The sequence below is a fragment of the Pseudomonas sp. BS3767 genome, assembly GCF_900099665.1.
Taxonomy (GTDB): Bacteria; Pseudomonadota; Gammaproteobacteria; order Pseudomonadales; family Pseudomonadaceae; genus Aquipseudomonas; species Aquipseudomonas cerasi.
Genome location: NZ_FNCX01000009.1, coordinates 97,894 through 114,080 on the forward strand (window position 1 = coordinate 97,894; position 16,187 = coordinate 114,080).

Here is a 16,187-nt window from a genome sequence, read left to right on the forward strand (position 1 = left end):
TCAATGCCTCACGAAGGTCGGCCGCCAGGCCAGCGCATAGCGCTCCAGCGTACGAATGATGCCGTCGATCACCAGGCCAAGGACGCTGTAGATCAACAGACAGATAACGATTACATCAGTGCGCATGAAGTCCCGCGCATCGCTGGCCAGATAACCGATGCCAGCGGTGGTGTTGATTTGCTCGACAAAGACCAGGGCCAGCCACGAAATCCCCAGTGAATAACGCAGCCCGACAAAAAACGCAGGCAACGAGCCGGGCAGGATGACGTGCCAGATCAGCTCTCGGCGGCTCAGCCCGAGCGTGTTGGCAGCCTCGATCAGTTTCGGGTCGATATTGCGGATGCCGGAGAACAGGTTCAGGTACACCGGAAAGGTGGTGCCCATGACGATCAGCGCCACTTTGGTGAACTCGCCAATGCCGAACCAGAGGATGAACAGTGGCACCAGTGCCAGCGAAGGAACGGTGCGCATCATCTGCATGGGCGAGTCGAGAACGATTTCGCCGCGTCGGGAAAGCCCGGTCACCAGCGCAGCCACCACGCCAATACTGACGCCGATGCTCAAGCCCAACAGCGCCCGTTGCAATGAAACCCACAAGTGGTGAGCCAGTTCGCCCGAGACGATCATCGACCAGAGCGTACCGCCGATCTGCGACGGCGCGGCAATCACGCGGACTGGCAGCAGCCCGGTGTGTGAGGCCAGTTCCCAGAGCAGCAACAGCGCCAGCGGGCTGAGCAGGCGCAAGACAGAGCCCGGCACTTGCCAGCGCGGGCGACCCGGTTGCGAGGCGCGGCCCTGTGCGGGTTTATTGACCACCAGAAAACCGGGTTCCGCGGGGATGAGTGTTGTGTCAGACATGGGTACATCCTTCCTGGACAAATCGGGCAAGGCGCACCCGATGCATTATGAAGGCCATGTTATGAGCATAAGAACGCCACGTGAAATTCGATTTAGACCTAAGCTAATAGTTAAAATATTTGATCACCAACCGATACGATAATGCATATTTTTTATAATTAACTTAGACCGAAATCGAATTTCACATCGTCTGCTCCTTGCCTTTATGGTGCCTCTCGACAAGGTCGAACGGACCTCAACCATTGGCAGGAGTTTTCATGAGCATCGAATTCATTGGCTATATCGCCACGCAACCCGGTTCTGAAATCCACCCGCGCAGCGGCGCGACCATCCAGCCCGACTACGTGAAGACCGTGGCCAAGGCTCATGAAGATGCCGGTTTTGATCGCGCACTGATCGCCTACCACTCCAACAGCCCGGACAGCACGCTGGTCGCAGCGCATGCCGCCAGCGTCACCACCAGACTGAAGTTCCTGGTCGCCCATCGCCCGGGCTTCATCGCCCCTACAGTGGCGGCACGGCAGTTCGCGACGCTGGACGTGTTCAATGGCGGCCGCACTGCCGTGCATATCATCACCGGCGGTGACGACAAGGAACTGCGTGCCGACGGCAGCCACATCGGCAAGGACGAACGCTACGCACGCAGCGACGAGTACCTCAGCGTGGTGCGTCAGGAATGGACCAGCGACAAGCCGTTCGATCATAACGGCACCTACTATCAGTTCGAGGGTGCGCACTCACTGGTCAAATCCCCGCAGCAGCCACATATCCCTCTGTACTTCGGCGGTTCCTCGGCAGCGGCAATTGCTGTGGCCGGCAAACACGCCGATGTCTATGCGTTGTGGGGCGAGACATACGAACAGGTGCGTGACGTGGTGAAACAGGTTCGCGCCGAAGCCGCCAGACATGGGCGGACCATTCGTTTCAGCCTGTCATTGCGTCCGATTCTGGCCGAGACCGAGGAACAGGCCTGGGCACGTGCCGACAGTATTCTGGAAAAGGCCAAGGCCCTGGCAGACCGCAATGGCTTCGTACGTCGCGAACCGCCGAATGAAGGATCACGCCGCCTGCTGGCCGCCGCAGCACAAGGATCGCGCCTGGACAAGCGCCTGTGGACAGGCATCGCCGGCCTGCTCGGCGCACAGGGCAACTCGACCTCGCTGGTCGGTACCCCGGAACAGGTCGCTGAAGCGCTGCTGGATTACTACGATCTGGGGATTACCACTTTCCTGATTCGCGGCTTCGATCCATTGGAAGATGCCATCGACTACGGCAAGAAGCTGATCCCGCTGACTCGCGCATTGGTGGCGCAGCGTGAACAGCAGGCTCGTGAACAGGTCGCCTGATTCAACCTATATCCTGCGGGCCGGTCTGACGCCCAGCGCCAGACCGCCTGCCCGCGATGCGGTGTTCAGGCGGCGGCCGAGACCGGCTTGAGCGACCGGGCCACCAGTGCGCCAAAGGCTTCGACCGGCGCTTGCAGGTTACCCAGGAAGCGCGGGTAGAACAGCCACAAGTCCATCACCGGCTTGAAGTCCTTGAGCGGCAACGCCACCAACTGCTCGCGGTGCGCGCTTCGTTCCAGCAACGGCCTGGGCACCAGGCCAAGCCCCATGCCATCGGCCACCAGCCCCAGTTGCAGCTCGGTGCCGAAGGTTTCCAGATTGACCTTCATGCTCAGGCCCTGATCGGTCAGCGTGCGCTGCAAACCTGCACGAAAGCCGCAACCGTCCGGATTCAGCACCCAGCCCTGCTCATAACAGTCTGCCAGCTTGCCGGGCTTTTTCGGCACCAGGCCCTTGGCGCAGACCACCACCAGCTCCATCTTGCCAATCGACTGACCAATGATGTTGTCCGGAAATATCTTGCCTGCCGGAAACAGTGCAGCCGCCGCATCCAGCTCGCCGTTTTCGATCTTGCCGATCAGGTGGCTGCCCCAACCGGTGCTGACCTGAGCACGCAGGTCGGGAAATTCCCCACGCAACTGCCTGAACGCATCGAGCAGCACCACGTCACCGATGGTTTGTGGCACGCCCAGACGCAGCAGACCGCTGGGCGGCGTGTCACTGGCCACCAGCTCGCGCAACGAATCCATCTCGCGCAGGATCGCCAGGCACTTCTGGTACACCTGAAGACCCATCGGGGTCGGCTTGAGCGGCTTGGTATTGCGGTCGAACAGCTCGACCCCGAGGGCTTGCTCGAAATTCTGCACCCGGCGCGTGATGGCGGGCTGGGTCAGGTCCAGCGATTCAGCGGCGTGGCTGATCGACTGGCAGCGGATGACTGCAACGAACGCATCGATATCATCAATTTTCATTCGGACCGCACATAAAGAAGAGATTAAACATAGGCAAAAAGCATAGTACCAGCAGGCGCTCATGGATAGCCCGAGCGTAGATTTCGCGGATTACCACAAAGAAGTAAAAGACGTTTTCGTTATAACCTAATCATTAAAAAATAGCATATTAAATATCCATATTATGCTTATATCAAACCATTGCCCGACCTTGATCTGGAAATGGACATGACTCAGAACCGACACCCGGAACGACTCGGGGCCTTTATCGATGCACTCACCGAACTGCTTGGCAGCGAACCGCACGAAGGCGATCTGTTGCGCCGCGGCGGCAAGCTGCTGGCGCAACTGGTCAGCCACGATGACTGGCTGGCAGAAGAGTTCGCCGTACCCGATGCCAATCGCTACCAGCAATTTTTGCTGCATGTCGATCCACAGCAGCGCTTTTCGGTAGTCAGTTTCGTCTGGGGGCTAGGGCAACGCACGCCGATTCACGACCATCGCGTGTGGGGGCTGATCGGCATGTTGCGCGGCGCGGAAGATTCCCAGGGTTACCTTCGCAACGCGCAAGGACGCCTGGAAACCAGCGGCGCGGCGATTCGCCTGCAACCCGGCCAGGTCGAGGCGCTGTCACCGCACAGCAACGATGTTCATCAAGTCAGCAACGCCTTCAGCGATCAGGTGTCGATCAGCATCCACGTTTACGGCGCCGATATCGGCACCGTGAAGCGTGCGGTCTATGACCTCGACGGCACCGAAAAACTGTTCATTTCCGGCTATTCGAACGCCGCAGCCACTGCCCATCAGGATCAGCCAACAGGGAGCTCGACCCCATGACCACATCTGCCACCCGATCATTCGCCGATATTCGCCAGGCCTTGCTGGACCGCCAGGAGCTGGCCTTGGTAGATGTCCGCGAAGAGGCCCCCTTTGCCCAGGCTCATCCACTGTTTGCCGTGAACATCCCGCTGTCGAAGCTGGAGCTGGAGGTTTTCTCCCGCATTCCGCGACGCGACACTGCCGTGACCCTGTACGACGATGGCGAAGGCTTGGCGCAGGTCGCCCTGCAACGCCTGCAGACACTGGGCTACAGCAACGTGAAGCTGCTCGACGGCGGCCTGCAGGGCTGGCGCACGGCTGGCGGCGAACTGTTCATCGACGTGAATGTGCCGAGCAAGGCGTTTGGCGAGCTGGTGGAGCATCACCGCGCCACCCCGTCGCTGGCCGCAGAAGAGGTCAAGCGCCTGCTCGACAGCAATGCCGACGTGGTGGTGCTCGATGCCCGGCGCTATGACGAATACCAGACCATGAGCATTCCCGGCGGCATCAGCGTACCGGGCGCCGAACTGGTGCTGCGGGCACGTGAGCTGGCACCAGATCCCTCTACTCGAATCATCGTCAATTGTGCCGGTCGTACGCGCAGCATCATCGGCACCCAGTCGCTGGTCAACGCGGGCCTGCCCAATCCGATCAACGCGCTGCGCAATGGAACGATTGGCTGGCTGTTGGCCGGCCAGACGCTGGACCATGGCCAGAACCGGCGCTTTGCGGCAGTCAGTGAAGAGACCCGCGAAACCGCCAGTGCCGATGCCCGCAAGGTGGCCGATCGCGCCAAGGTCAAACGTGCCAGCCGTGCTGATCTGCAACGCTGGCAAGCCGAGGCTTCACGCACCACTTACCTGTTCGATGTCCGCACCCCGGAAGAGTTTGCCAAAGGCCATCTGCCAGGCGCGCGCTCTACACCGGGCGGGCAACTGGTGCAGGAAACCGATCATTTCGCCAGCGTACGCGGTGCGCGAATCGCTCTGCTGGACGACGACGGCGTACGCGCCAACATGTCGGCGTCCTGGCTGGCGCAATTGGGTTGGGACGTGTCGGTGCTCGATGACCTGGATGCAGCAGACTTCAGCGAACAGGGCGACTGGGACGCGCCCTTCCCGACGCCACCGCAGGTGGAGGCGATCAGCGTCGAGACCCTCGCCCACTGGCAGACACAGGTCAACGTGGCGGTGCTGGATTTCACCGCCAGCGCCAACTATGTCAAACAGCACATTCCCGGTGCCTGGTGGACCTTGCGCGCCGACCTCAAACAGGCGCTGGGCAAGCTGCCACCCGCTGACCGTTATGTTCTGACCTGCGGCAGCAGCCGTCTGGCGCGCTTTGCCGTAGCCGACCTCGAAGCGTTGACCGACAAGCCGGTGTTTCTGCTCGAAGGCGGCACCGCAAGCTGGATCAAGGCCGGTCTGCCGCTGGAACACGGCGAAAGCCGACTGGCCTCGCCACGCATCGATCGCTACCGCCGCCCGTACGAAGGCACCGACGCACCGCGCGAAGCCATGCAGGCGTATCTGGACTGGGAATTCGGCCTGGTGGAGCAACTGGGACGTGACGGCACACACGGGTTTTATGTGATTTGAGCGGATAAACGACCATCGTGCCAATGCTCTGCGTGAGGAACGATGGGTGTCTGGACGACCAATCAACTCAATGGAGAAACACCTCGATGCTGCCTTTTTTCAAATCCGCCCGCCCCTTTAAAAGCCTGCTGCTGGGCGCACTGCTCAGCCTGCTGGCAGGTCAGCAGGTGCTGGCTGCCGAGCAGGCGCCGCTGCTGGTCGCCAATCAGAAGTCGCTGCTGAAAATCCTGCTGCAGGTCTCCGGAGAGCTCAAAGACGTGCCTTACGAGATCCAGTTTTCCGAATTCCCCTCGGCAGCCCCGCTGGGAGAGGCACTGAATGCGGGCGCGGTGGATATCGGTGCGCTGGGTGATGCGCCTTATGTATTCGCTCTGGGCGCGGGTGCACCCTTGAAAGTGGTCAGCATCACCCATGCTCAGGGCCGCTTCACCACCGCTGTGCTGGTGCCCAAGGACTCGCCGATCAAGACCGTTGCCGACCTCAAGGGCAAGCGTATCGTTACCGGACGCGGTTCCATCGGCCATTTTCTGGCGATCCGCGCCCTGCATGAAGCCGGGCTGAAAACCAGTGACGTCACTTTCATCAATCTGCTACCCAGTGAATCGCGTCTGCTGCTGGACAGTGGCGATGCGGACGCCTGGGCGACCTGGGACCCGTACACCACGATCTCCATCACGCAAAGCGACGCGCGGGTGCTGGTCAGCGGCAGCGAGCTGCTGAGCAACCACCTCTACCTTGCCGCAACCAGCAAGGCCATCGAAGGCAAACGCGCGCAACTGGACGATTTCGTTGCGCGTGTGGAACGCGCCTTCAATTGGTCCAACGCCCATCCCGAGGAGTACGCAGCGGCCCAGGCGAAAGTCACCGGCCTGCCCCTGGCGGTGCATCTGGCGGTAGCCAAGGCGACGAAAATGCAACGTACGCCGATTGACGATCAGATTGTCCAGGGCCTGCAAAACACGGCCGACACTTACCTGGCTGAAGGCATCCTGAGCAAACGGATCGACGTTTCGACAGGCTTCGACAAAAGCTTCAACGCATCGCGCGCGCAGATCGCGCAGGCCACCGCCCCATAAACGCTGCGACAAGGACACCGCATGACACTCTCGCCCCTGCGCCCTATCCAGCGCCAGTTGCATAACGCGCCCGAGTCCGACGAGGACTTCAGCAAACGGCTGGCGGAACTGACCGCAGCACTGGCCGAAACCGCCGAGCAATACGACATCAGCGCGCAATTTCCCCATGCCAACTTCCAGTTGCTGCACGCTCACGGCCTGCTTGGCCTGACCGTTCCGACCGAACTGGGCGGCGGCGGTGCCGACTTGCCCCGTGCTCAACAGGTGATCAGTGCGGTGGCCAGGGGAGAGCCGTCGACGGCGCTGATTCTGGTCATGCAATACCTGCAGCATTCAAGGCTGCAGGAGAACCGCAACTGGCCAAGCCATCTGCGCGTGCAAGTGGCCGAACAAGCCGTGCGCGAGGGCGCGTTGATCAACGCTCTGCGCGTCGAGCCCGATCTGGGAACGCCCGCGCGGGGTGGCCTGCCAGGCACCATCGCGCGCCGCACCGCTCAAGGCTGGCGCATCAGCGGCAGCAAGATCTACTCCACCGGCAGCCACGGTCTGACCTGGTTTGCCGTGTGGGCGCGCAGCGATGACGATGACCCGCTGGTGGGCAGCTGGCTGGTTCACAAGGACACGCCGGGCATCACCGTCATTGAGGACTGGGATCATCTGGGCATGCGCGCCTCCAGCAGCCACGAAGTCAGATTCGACAACGTGCTGGTGCCACTTGATCACGCCGTCAGCGTCAGCCCGTGGAGCGCCCCACAATCCGAACTGGATGGATCGGGCCTGCTGTGGATGTCGGTGCTGCTGTCGTCGGTCTACGACGGCATCGCTCAATCCGCCCGCGACTGGCTGGTGCACTGGCTGGAACAGCGCACGCCCTCCAACCTCGGCGCGTCGCTGTCGACCTTGCCGCGCTTTCAGGAAACCGTCGGGCAGATCGATACCCTGCTGTTCGCCAATCGCAGCCTGTTGCAATCGGCTGCCCACGGGCACACACCTGCCCAGCACGCCGGGCAGATCAAATACCTGGTGACCGGCAACGCCATCCGCGCGGTAGAGCTGGCCATCGAGGCTTCGGGGAATCCGGGACTGTCACGCAGCAACCCATTACAGCGCCACTACCGCAACGTCCTGTGCGGTCGGGTGCACACCCCACAGAACGACGCAGTACTGACGGGCGTGGGCAGGGCGGCCTTTGCGGCGCGCAGCAAAGACCATTAACCCCCTGTCAGAGCAGTGACGGCGGTTCGAACGCCGTCACCGGCGGCAGATCCTGGTCCCATTTGACGATGTCCACCGATGCCGTCTGCGCTGCACAGCCCTGTGACAGGCTGGAGGCGCCTACATCTTCGGTGATCACATTCGGGTTGCCGTGTTTTTCCAGGCTGCCCCGTTCGCCGTGCACCAGCGGGTCGAACCAGGCCCCGGTGGCAATCTGCACTACGCCGGGGCGAATGCCGTCCGAGACGATCACCCCGGCCAGAAACGCGCCCCGCTCGTTGAACACCTTGACCACATCGCCATCGACCAGTCCGCGTGCGCGAGCATCCAGCGGATTAAGGGTCAGCGGCTCGCGCGCCTGAATTTTCGAGGAGCGACTGTAGCTGCCGTGGTCGTACTGGCTGTGCAGACGGGTTTTCGGTTGGTTGGACAGCATGTGCAGCGCGTGGGTTGGCCTAGGCTTCTCCAGCCACACCGGGTGACCGGGGCAATCGGCATAGCCAAAGCCTGCGATGCGCTCGGAGAAAATTTCGATGCGCCCGGACGGTGTCGGCAACGGATACGCGTCTGGGTCTTGGCGAAAGGATTCGAGCAGTATGTTGTCGGTGTGCGGGTAGTCTATTTCCAGTACACCTTCACGCCAGAACTGCTCAAACTCCGGCAGGGTGATGCCAAACGTTTCGGCCCGTTGCCGAGACTCGTCGTAGATAAAGTGCAGCCATTCCTGGGCATCCCGGCCTTCGGTAAACGCCTGTGCCACCCCCAGTCGCTCGGCCAGCGCGGCCAGGATCGAGTAGTCGTCACGCGATTCGCCCACCGGCTCGATCGCCTGCTGCATGGCGATCATGAAGCGGTCGGAGGCCGAACTGCCGATGTCATTGCGCTCCAGAGCCGTGGTGGCCGGCAGTACGATGTCGGCATAGCGCGCCTGAGCGGTCCAGAACTGTTCGTGAACGATGATGGTTTGCGGCCGCTGCCACGCCTCCAGCAGCCGATTGAGGTCCTGATGATGGTGAAAGATATTGCCACCCGCCCAGTACACCAGGCGAATGTCCGGGTACGTGCGCTGCTGTCCGTTGTAATCGAAGGGTGTGCCGGGATTGAGCAGCATATCCGTCACCCGCGCGACCGGAATGAAGTCCGTGACCGGGTTGCTGCCTTGGGAAAAGCGCGGCCCCGAGAACGCCTTGCGGCCACTGCCGGTGTTGTTCATGCAACCATACCCCAGGCCGAAACCGGCACCGGGCAAACCGATCTGCCCCAACAGCGCGGCCAGGGTCACCGTCATCCAGAAGGGTTGCTCGCCGTGTATCGAGCGCTGCAATGAATAGGCGACGTTGATCATGGTGCGCTTGCTGGCCATGCGTCGTGCCAGCTCGACAATCTGCTGCGCAGGAATATCGGTCAACGCCTCGGCCCAGCGCGGGTCTTTCGGCTGGCCATCGGTGTGGCCCAGCAGATAATCGCGAAAACGCTCATAGCCCACGGTATAGCGCTGGACGAAATCCTCGTTGTGCAGCCCTTCGCTGATCAACACCCAGGACAGCGCCATCATCAACGCCGTGTCGCTGCCGGGACGTACCGCAAGCCACTGGTTATGCGTCGGGCCAACCAGATCGTCACGCAGCGGGCTGACATTGACGAACTGCACGCCCGCGTCGGACATGCGTCGCAGCGCGTCGCCCAACAGATGGTCGCTGGCACCGCCGGGGCTGGTCTGCGCATTCTTGGCGGGCAAGCCACCGAACGCGACGAACAGCTCACAATGCTCGGCCAGGTTCTTCCAGGAGGTATGCGCCGCCAGCAGCCAGTCCATGTTGCCGACGATGTGCGGCATCAGCACCCGCCCGGCACCCAGGCTGTAGCTGTCGGCGCTGAACACATAACCGCCGATGCAGTTGAGGAAGCGATGCAACTGGCTTTGTGCGTGATGAAAGCGCCCCGCGCTGCCCCAGCCGTAGCTGCCGCCAAAAATAGCCTGATTGCCGTGTTCGTGCCTGACTCGCTGCAACTCGCTGGCGACCAGATCCAGCGTGACGTCCCAGGAGACCTCGACAAACGGCTCCTGACCACGCAGATCGGGTCGTCCACCGGCCTGCTGAAGAAAACTGCGGCGTATCGCCGGGCGCCTGATGCGGGTCGGTGAGGTAATGGCGTCGGCAACCGAATCGCCTATCGGAGAAGGGTCCTTGTCCCATTCTGCGGGCAGCAGCCCGGCCAACTTGCCGTCCTCGACTTGTGGACGATAAGCGCCCCAATGCAGTGATGTGAAACTCATGGTGAAGGCCCCCGGATAAGCGCAGTGGCAGGCGCTCGGTCAGCGCGCTGCCTGCGCCTGATCGGCCAGCGCTGCACTGAACGACTCGTCAAACACGCTGGCAGCAGGATAACGCTTGGTGAGCCCCGCGTTGTTGAAAAAATCGATGGTCTGCTGCGCACCGGCAACTACTTGTGCAGTGATCGGCACGACCACCACCTGAGCACGGGAAAACCAGCGCCGAGCCACCTCGGCATCGGCCTTGGTCAGCGCGGCCCAGGCGTTGGCATAGCGTTCATTGTGCTGCGGATCGCTGACCGACCAGGCGCGGGCGGCCTGCAGGCGCTGCAGGAAATCACTGATCTGCGCACGCTTGTCCTTGATCGCCTGATCGTTGGCGACGATGAAGCTTTGCGCAGGAATCAAGCCCTCGGCAGTGGCGATAATCCGCGCGCCCTGCCGCTCCTGTTGAGTCACATAGGGTTCCCAGGTGGCAATCGCATCCACCGAGCCGCCATCCAGCGCGTGGGAGGAATCCAGTGCGCTGAGGTAGCGATATTCAACGGCATCGCGGGCGACACCTGCCTTGTCCAGTGCAGTGAGCATCAGTTGCTGGCTGAACGAACCTTTCCAGATGGCGACTTTCTTGCCCGCCAGATCCGCCACGGTCTTGATCGGCGAGTCCTTGCGCACAACGATGGCAACGCCGTCGAGGTTCTGCCGTGACACTCCGATCACCTTGATCGGAGCGCCCAGCGCGCCCATGAACAGCGCAGGCGAATCACCCAGCAAGCCGATGTCCAGGCTGCCGACGTTCAAGGCCTCGGCGACCGGCGAGCCTGCGGTGAACTGCTTCCATTCCAGTTCGTAAGGCAAATTCTCAAGCACCCCGGCGGCTTCCATCACGGTACGCGCGCTGTAGCTCTGATCGCCGACGATCAGATTGGCCGCCTGGGTATTGAGCGAGGCCACAAGGCCCAGCGCCAGCCCCTTCAGCAAGCGTTGGCTCCAAAGGACGAGGGTCGTTGGCACAGGTATGTTCTCCACAGGCATTGGGCAAATCGAAATGATCGGCAACGACCCTAACACCCAAACAAAAATTAGCTAAATTCATTTTTGTTCTAGCCTAAGATGCAAATTAATCATCAACAGATCGGCCGCCAGCCTGCTTCAAGCTGGCCGATCATTCAGCTCAATGCCTGACTCCAGACGCTCGCGCAGGAACTCGATGAATGCCTGCACCGGTCGCGACGCCTGACGGTGTTGCGGGTAAACCGCTGACAGCGTCAAGGGCTCGGGGCGCAGCTCGTCCAGCACCCGCACCAGTCTGCCGTCGCGCAACGCCGCGCCAACAATGAAGGTTGGCAAATAGGTGATGCCCAGCCCGGCAATCGCCGATTCCCTCAGCAACTCGCCATTATTGGCACGCATGCGCCCGCTGACATTGAGGGTCAAAGGCTTGTCGTGCCCCTGAAAACGCCATTGCGCCTGACGGCTGTGGCCATAGGGCAGGCAATCATGGGTGTGCAGGTCTTCGGGCCTTTGTGGTGTGCCGCGCTCGGCCAGGTACGCCGGACTGGCGCAATATACCCGGTCGATCGAGGCAATGCGCCGGGCGATCAGACTGGAATCTTCCAGCACCCCGATACGCAGCACCACGTCGTAGCCTTCGCTGATCACATCCACCGGACGATCACTCAGGTCCACTTCCACCGCCACGTCGCGATAGCGCTGCAAAAACAGCGGTAGCAGGCACGCCAGGTGCGTAACGGCAAACGACAGCGGCGCACTCACGCGCAGGGTGCCACGCGGTTCGTTGTTCTGCCCGGCGATGCCCTGCTCCACCTGTTCCAGCTCGGCCAGCAGGCGCAGGGCGGATTCGTAGTAACTCTGCCCCAACGGCGTGACATCCAGACGTCGCGTCGAACGGTTGAGCAGGCGTACGCCCAGCCGCTCCTCCAGTTGCATCAGGCGCCGGCTGACAAACTGCTTGGACAGGCCCAGCTTATCGGACGCGGCGGTCAGGCTGCCTGACTCCATCACCTGGCAGAACATCCGCATGTCTTCGAAAGGGTTCATATGTTACGACCTGATCAAGCGCTAATGGCGTTCGGCAGAGCGTAACGCAGCGCTGGGTACTGTCAACCTCAGCGAGACAGTTATTCATATTTCAGCTACTTATTGCGACAGTCGATAAGCCGTACTCTTGCTCCTACGTGATCGATTGCTGAATGTGCAGCGTCGATAGATGGAGAAAGAATCATGCTGACTCTTCGCAAAGCCTCTGATCGTGGTGCAGCCGACCACGGCTGGTTGAAATCCTTTCACACCTTTTCCTTTGCCGGCTATCGCAATCCGCAGGAACAGGGTTTTTCCGACCTGCTGGTGATCAACGACGACCGTGTCAGTGCAGGCAAAGGCTTCGGTCAGCATCCTCACCGGGACATGGAGATCTTTTCCTATGTGCTGGAAGGCGCGCTGGAACACAAGGATACACTGGGCACTGGCTCGGTGATTCGCCCTGGCGACGTGCAGTTGATGAGCGCCGGCACGGGTGTGGCACACAGCGAGTTCAACCATTCGCAGACCGAGGGCGTGCATTTTCTGCAGATCTGGATCGTGCCGAATGTTGCAGGCGCGGCGCCCGACTATCAGGAGAGGCATTTCAGCCCGGAGCAGAAACGCGGCCGCTTGCAACTGATCATTTCGCCCGAAGGCGAGAACGGTGCGCTCAAGGTGCGCCAGGATGCTCGAGTGTATGCCGGTCTGTTCGATGGCGATGAAAGCGCGACCCTGAAGCTGGCAGCCAACCGCTATGCCTACGTACACGTTGCCCGTGGCAGTGTGGTGCTCAACGGCGAGCAACTGGGTGAAGGGGATGGCGTGCGTGTACGCGACGAACAGATTCTGAGCCTGAGCGCAGGGGTTGACGCAGAGGTGTTGGTGTTCGACATGCGAGCAAACGAATTGCCGCAGATGCCTCGAGCCTGAAATGAAAAAACGCCGCTCTTAGAGTGGCGTTCCTTTATATAACGTTAAAACATATGGCTTAAAACGCACAAACAAAAACGCCGCTCTGTTGAGCGGCGTTTTTGTGAATTTGGAGCGGGAAACGAGACTCGAACTCGCGACCCCGACCTTGGCAAGGTCGTGCTCTACCAACTGAGCTATTCCCGCAATATGGCGTCCCCTAGGGGACTCGAACCCCTGTTACCGCCGTGAAAGGGCGGTGTCCTAGGCCACTAGACGAAGGGGACACTGCCTGAAACACAATGGTGTGTGTTTCAGTTCCAGACATCATCCGAAGACGTGTTCTGGTTTCACTCAACCCTGCCCTAAGGCAAAGCTGCTTAAAATTGGAGCGGGAAACGAGACTCGAACTCGCGACCCCGACCTTGGCAAGGTCGTGCTCTACCAACTGAGCTATTCCCGCAATGGCGTCCCCTAGGGGACTCGAACCCCTGTTACCGCCGTGAAAGGGCGGTGTCCTAGGCCACTAGACGAAGGGGACACACGTACAACATTCACTACTTATTTGCGCTACGCTGTGTGCTTTACGCTGTAAGTGGCGCGCATTCTATGGATGGATTGAGGGGTCGTCAACCCCCATGTGAAAATTTATTGAAATCAATAACTTCGATGCCGTTCTGACGCTGACCGGCTGTCGCCAGGCGCCCGGCTGATCAATCTCCCCTAATCTATATAGAAGAGATGCCGACAAACTCCGAGAGGGACATCTATGCGCAGTAGTGCTTAGCCACTACACTCGCACTAAAACTAATTGAACGAATGAGGTTTGCACAGTGACTCCACTCATGATCACGCTGATGGTAGTAGCAGGTATCGCACTGCTCATCGCGATCGGCTACCTGAATCACGTCGCTGAAAACGGCAAACTGGAGAAGGCTCGCACCAAGGTCGAACTCGGGGATCGCCTGCGTCGCTGCAGCGAGATCACCGAAGTGTTCCCGGGTCAGCTGATGTCACCCGCCTTGAAGCTGTTGCTGACGCGGCTGGAGCTGAACGTTGTACAGCGCATGCTGAACATGGAGAAAGGCAACGCTCAGCTCAAGCACCGCATCGGCGAACTGGAACAGCAGATTGCCAAGGGCGAAGGCATCGACATACCCAACCCGGTCACACCGATCCAGACCGAAGCCAAGGCCAAGGACGTGCGTTTTCTGCTGGAAGCCCTGCATGGTCAGGTGACGCGCGCTGCACATGACGGTTTCCTGCAGACCAGCGAAGCGAAACACTGGATCCGTGAAATCCGCACGATTCTGGTCAATCTGCACATCGAGTTCTTCAACAACCTTGGCCAGACCGCACTTTCTCAGGATCAGCCAGGCCAGGCACGTCTGGCGTTCGAGCGCGGCGTACAGTATTTGCGCAACCAGCCGGACCCGGTTACTTATCAACAGCAGCTGCTGGCGATGGAAAAACAACTGGCCCGTGCCAACTCGGTAGTGCTGACCAACACCGCACCGACCGAAGACGACGACAACGCACTGACCGAAGGCCTGAAGCAGGACGACACCGAGTCGGAATGGAAGAAGAAAGTCATCTACGATTGATGACTGACCCGCGCCGCTGCCGGAACTGTGCTCCGGCAGCGGCAGGCCGACTGGCTCAGCAGTCGGTCGATGCCAGAAAGATAGCCGCGAGACGCTCGATCCCTGCCTGATCCCCCTCCTTGAAACGCCCCACGCTTGGACTGTCCAGGTCCAGAACGCCGATCAGACGCCCGTCCTTGATCAATGGCACCACCAACTCGCTGTTCGATGCGCTGTCGCAGGCAATGTGTCCGGGAAACTCGTGAACGTCCTCAACGCGCTGGGTTTGCCGACTCTGCGCGGCCGCCCCGCAAACGCCCCGACCGAAAGGAATGCGCACGCAGGCGATCTGCCCCTGAAACGGCCCCAGTACCAGCTCTTCATTGCGATTGAGGTAAAAGCCCGCCCAGTTCAGATCGTCGAGCTGGGTATAGAGAAACGCCGAGAACTGCGCCGCATTGGCGATGAAATCGCGCTCGTCGGCCAGCAGGGCTTCGAGCTGGGCGGCCAACAGACCGTAGCCGTCCAGGCCCGCACCGGTGTTTTGCAAATCAATCATGTGTGTTGCTCCAACAATTCAAGTCCTACCCAGTAACGTGCAAATTGATAGGCGCAGCGGCCGTTGCGATTGCCGCGCGCGGTTGCCCAGCGAATCGCGGCTTTTTCCAGGTTTTCGTCACGCTGCCACTGCAATCCGGCTTTTTGCGCCAATTGCGTGATCCAGTGTTCGACCACGTTCAGATAATGTTCCTGAGTGAACGGATAAAACGACAGCCACAGCCCGAACCGGTCAGACAAGGCGATCTTGTCTTCGACGGCCTCACTGGGGTGCAGTTCGCCGTCAACGTGCTTCCAGTCAACGTTGTCACTTTCCTTCTCGGGCACCAGGTGACGACGGTTGGAGGTCGCGTACAGCAGCACGTTGTCCGGTGCCTGCTCCAGCGAGCCGTCGAGCACACTTTTCAGTACGCGATAATCGCCCTCGCCCGACTCGAACGACAGGTCATCGCAGAACAGTACAAAGCGCTGCGGCAGCTTGTGCAGTTGCTCGACCACACGCGGCAAGTCGCCCAGATGATCACGCTCGATCTCGATCAGACGCAGGCCGGCCGGGGCGTACTCGGCCAGCAGCGCGCGGATCAAGGACGACTTGCCGGTACCGCGCGAACCCCACAGCAAGGCATGGTTGGCAGGCAGCCCATCGATAAACTGACGGGTATTGCGCCCCAACTGATCACGTTGCAGGTCGACGCCGATCAGATCGGTCAGGCGTGTATCCAGGCTCACCTGCAAAGGCATCAGGTAACCGCTGCGGCCTTCTCGCACCCAGCGCGCGGCCAGTGCCTGCGACCAGTCGACCGGCTCGCGCAGCGCTGGCAGCAAGGGTTCCAGTCGGGCCAGCACGGCGTCGGCGCGCTGCAGAAAAGCATCCAACCGAGAATCCACGGGATCTCCTTATATTTAACTGATTAGTCAGCGGTGCCGATCAGCTATGCTTGGCCGGCACCGGGCACC

General features: G+C 60.6%; 14 protein-coding genes and 4 tRNA genes. 7 read left to right on the forward strand and 11 right to left on the reverse strand.

Features of this window, described 5'->3' with window-relative positions; genetic code table 11:
* Positions 1-858: an ABC transporter permease gene (locus BLR16_RS22600; RefSeq protein WP_058417437.1), complete on the reverse strand. Its 858-nt coding sequence runs from the start codon at positions 856-858 to the stop codon at positions 1-3.
* A gap of 257 nt (positions 859-1,115) precedes the next feature.
* On the opposite strand from BLR16_RS22600, the gene BLR16_RS22605 reads away from it, so the two are divergent.
* Entirely contained in the window at positions 1,116-2,204 is a 1,089-nt protein-coding gene (locus tag BLR16_RS22605) for an LLM class flavin-dependent oxidoreductase (RefSeq protein WP_003434496.1), read from the forward strand.
* A 65-nt stretch (positions 2,205-2,269) separates the two neighbouring features.
* Here the strand turns inward: BLR16_RS22605 and BLR16_RS22610 are convergent, their stop codons facing one another.
* A complete protein-coding gene (locus tag BLR16_RS22610; protein ID WP_074808901.1) occupies positions 2,270-3,175 on the reverse strand; it encodes a LysR family transcriptional regulator in 906 nt (301 codons plus the stop codon).
* A gap of 207 nt (positions 3,176-3,382) precedes the next feature.
* Between BLR16_RS22610 and BLR16_RS22615 the strand changes: the two genes are divergently transcribed.
* The 4 genes from BLR16_RS22615 (at position 3,383) to BLR16_RS22630 (ending at position 7,862) form a co-directional block, all read left to right on the forward strand.
* Complete coding sequence (locus tag BLR16_RS22615) at positions 3,383-3,991, forward strand: cysteine dioxygenase family protein (RefSeq protein WP_161437939.1); 609 nt, start codon at positions 3,383-3,385, stop codon at positions 3,989-3,991.
* On the forward strand, positions 3,988-5,571 hold the full coding sequence (locus tag BLR16_RS22620) for a rhodanese-related sulfurtransferase (protein ID WP_072364861.1): 1,584 nt from the start codon (positions 3,988-3,990) through the stop codon (positions 5,569-5,571). The genes BLR16_RS22615 and BLR16_RS22620 overlap by 4 nt, the downstream gene beginning before the upstream one ends.
* A gap of 86 nt (positions 5,572-5,657) precedes the next feature.
* Complete coding sequence (locus BLR16_RS22625) at positions 5,658-6,647, forward strand: ABC transporter substrate-binding protein (protein WP_003434486.1); 990 nt, start codon at positions 5,658-5,660, stop codon at positions 6,645-6,647.
* Positions 6,648-6,668: 21 nt separating this feature from the next.
* On the forward strand, positions 6,669-7,862 hold the full coding sequence (locus BLR16_RS22630; RefSeq protein WP_074808905.1) for an acyl-CoA dehydrogenase family protein: 1,194 nt from the start codon (positions 6,669-6,671) through the stop codon (positions 7,860-7,862).
* Between the two features lie 7 nt (positions 7,863-7,869).
* On the opposite strand, the gene BLR16_RS22635 is transcribed toward BLR16_RS22630, so the two are convergent.
* The 3 genes from BLR16_RS22635 to BLR16_RS22645 form a co-directional block, all read right to left on the reverse strand.
* Positions 7,870-10,140, reverse strand: a complete 2,271-nt coding sequence (locus tag BLR16_RS22635) for a molybdopterin guanine dinucleotide-containing S/N-oxide reductase (RefSeq protein ID WP_074808906.1) — start codon at positions 10,138-10,140, stop codon at positions 7,870-7,872.
* Positions 10,141-10,179: 39 nt separating this feature from the next.
* A complete protein-coding gene (locus tag BLR16_RS22640; RefSeq protein WP_170846045.1) occupies positions 10,180-11,172 on the reverse strand; it encodes an ABC transporter substrate-binding protein in 993 nt (330 codons plus the stop codon).
* A gap of 117 nt (positions 11,173-11,289) precedes the next feature.
* Positions 11,290-12,198, reverse strand: a complete 909-nt coding sequence (locus BLR16_RS22645) for a LysR family transcriptional regulator (protein ID WP_044309954.1) — start codon at positions 12,196-12,198, stop codon at positions 11,290-11,292.
* Between the two features lie 183 nt (positions 12,199-12,381).
* Between BLR16_RS22645 and BLR16_RS22650 the strand changes: the two genes are divergently transcribed.
* Positions 12,382-13,110, forward strand: coding sequence for a pirin family protein (locus tag BLR16_RS22650; RefSeq protein WP_003369800.1), 729 nt, complete (start codon positions 12,382-12,384; stop codon positions 13,108-13,110).
* Positions 13,111-13,220: 110 nt separating this feature from the next.
* Here the strand turns inward: BLR16_RS22650 and BLR16_RS22655 are convergent.
* From BLR16_RS22655 to BLR16_RS22670, 4 genes are all read right to left on the reverse strand, one after another.
* A tRNA-Gly gene (locus BLR16_RS22655) sits at positions 13,221-13,296 on the reverse strand.
* 4 nt (positions 13,297-13,300) lie between these two features.
* Positions 13,301-13,376 (reverse strand) — tRNA-Glu (locus BLR16_RS22660).
* A gap of 100 nt (positions 13,377-13,476) precedes the next feature.
* Positions 13,477-13,552: transfer RNA gene (locus BLR16_RS22665), tRNA-Gly, on the reverse strand.
* Between the two features lie 2 nt (positions 13,553-13,554).
* Positions 13,555-13,630 (reverse strand) — tRNA-Glu (locus BLR16_RS22670).
* A gap of 304 nt (positions 13,631-13,934) precedes the next feature.
* On the opposite strand from BLR16_RS22670, the gene BLR16_RS22675 reads away from it, so the two are divergent.
* Positions 13,935-14,693, forward strand: a complete 759-nt coding sequence (locus BLR16_RS22675) for a hypothetical protein (RefSeq protein WP_054081671.1) — start codon at positions 13,935-13,937, stop codon at positions 14,691-14,693.
* A gap of 55 nt (positions 14,694-14,748) precedes the next feature.
* On the opposite strand, the gene BLR16_RS22680 is transcribed toward BLR16_RS22675, so the two are convergent.
* Positions 14,749-15,231 (reverse strand): GAF domain-containing protein, encoded by a 483-nt coding sequence (locus tag BLR16_RS22680; RefSeq protein WP_003369796.1) that lies wholly within the window; start codon positions 15,229-15,231, stop codon positions 14,749-14,751.
* Positions 15,228-16,118: an ATP-binding protein gene (locus tag BLR16_RS22685; RefSeq protein WP_003418057.1), complete on the reverse strand. Its 891-nt coding sequence runs from the start codon at positions 16,116-16,118 to the stop codon at positions 15,228-15,230. Before BLR16_RS22685 ends, BLR16_RS22680 begins: the two co-directional genes overlap by 4 nt.
* Between the last annotated feature and the right edge of the window lie 69 nt (positions 16,119-16,187).

What these genes read in the sequence shown, in the direction of transcription:
- BLR16_RS22600 (WP_058417437.1), bottom strand. Translation starts at nt 858, where the DNA reads ATGTCTGACACAACACTCATCCCCGCGGAACCCGGTTTTCTGGTGGTC.
- BLR16_RS22605 (WP_003434496.1), top strand. Translation starts at nt 1,116, where the DNA reads ATGAGCATCGAATTCATTGGCTATATCGCCACGCAACCCGGTTCTGAA.
- BLR16_RS22610 (WP_074808901.1), bottom strand. Translation starts at nt 3,175, where the DNA reads ATGAAAATTGATGATATCGATGCGTTCGTTGCAGTCATCCGCTGCCAG.
- BLR16_RS22615 (WP_161437939.1), top strand. Translation starts at nt 3,383, where the DNA reads ATGACTCAGAACCGACACCCGGAACGACTCGGGGCCTTTATCGATGCA.
- BLR16_RS22620 (WP_072364861.1), top strand. Translation starts at nt 3,988, where the DNA reads ATGACCACATCTGCCACCCGATCATTCGCCGATATTCGCCAGGCCTTG.
- BLR16_RS22625 (WP_003434486.1), top strand. Translation starts at nt 5,658, where the DNA reads ATGCTGCCTTTTTTCAAATCCGCCCGCCCCTTTAAAAGCCTGCTGCTG.
- BLR16_RS22630 (WP_074808905.1), top strand. Translation starts at nt 6,669, where the DNA reads ATGACACTCTCGCCCCTGCGCCCTATCCAGCGCCAGTTGCATAACGCG.
- BLR16_RS22635 (WP_074808906.1), bottom strand. Translation starts at nt 10,140, where the DNA reads ATGAGTTTCACATCACTGCATTGGGGCGCTTATCGTCCACAAGTCGAG.
- BLR16_RS22640 (WP_170846045.1), bottom strand. Translation starts at nt 11,172, where the DNA reads ATGCCTGTGGAGAACATACCTGTGCCAACGACCCTCGTCCTTTGGAGC.
- BLR16_RS22645 (WP_044309954.1), bottom strand. Translation starts at nt 12,198, where the DNA reads ATGAACCCTTTCGAAGACATGCGGATGTTCTGCCAGGTGATGGAGTCA.
- BLR16_RS22650 (WP_003369800.1), top strand. Translation starts at nt 12,382, where the DNA reads ATGCTGACTCTTCGCAAAGCCTCTGATCGTGGTGCAGCCGACCACGGC.
- BLR16_RS22675 (WP_054081671.1), top strand. Translation starts at nt 13,935, where the DNA reads ATGATCACGCTGATGGTAGTAGCAGGTATCGCACTGCTCATCGCGATC.
- BLR16_RS22680 (WP_003369796.1), bottom strand. Translation starts at nt 15,231, where the DNA reads ATGATTGATTTGCAAAACACCGGTGCGGGCCTGGACGGCTACGGTCTG.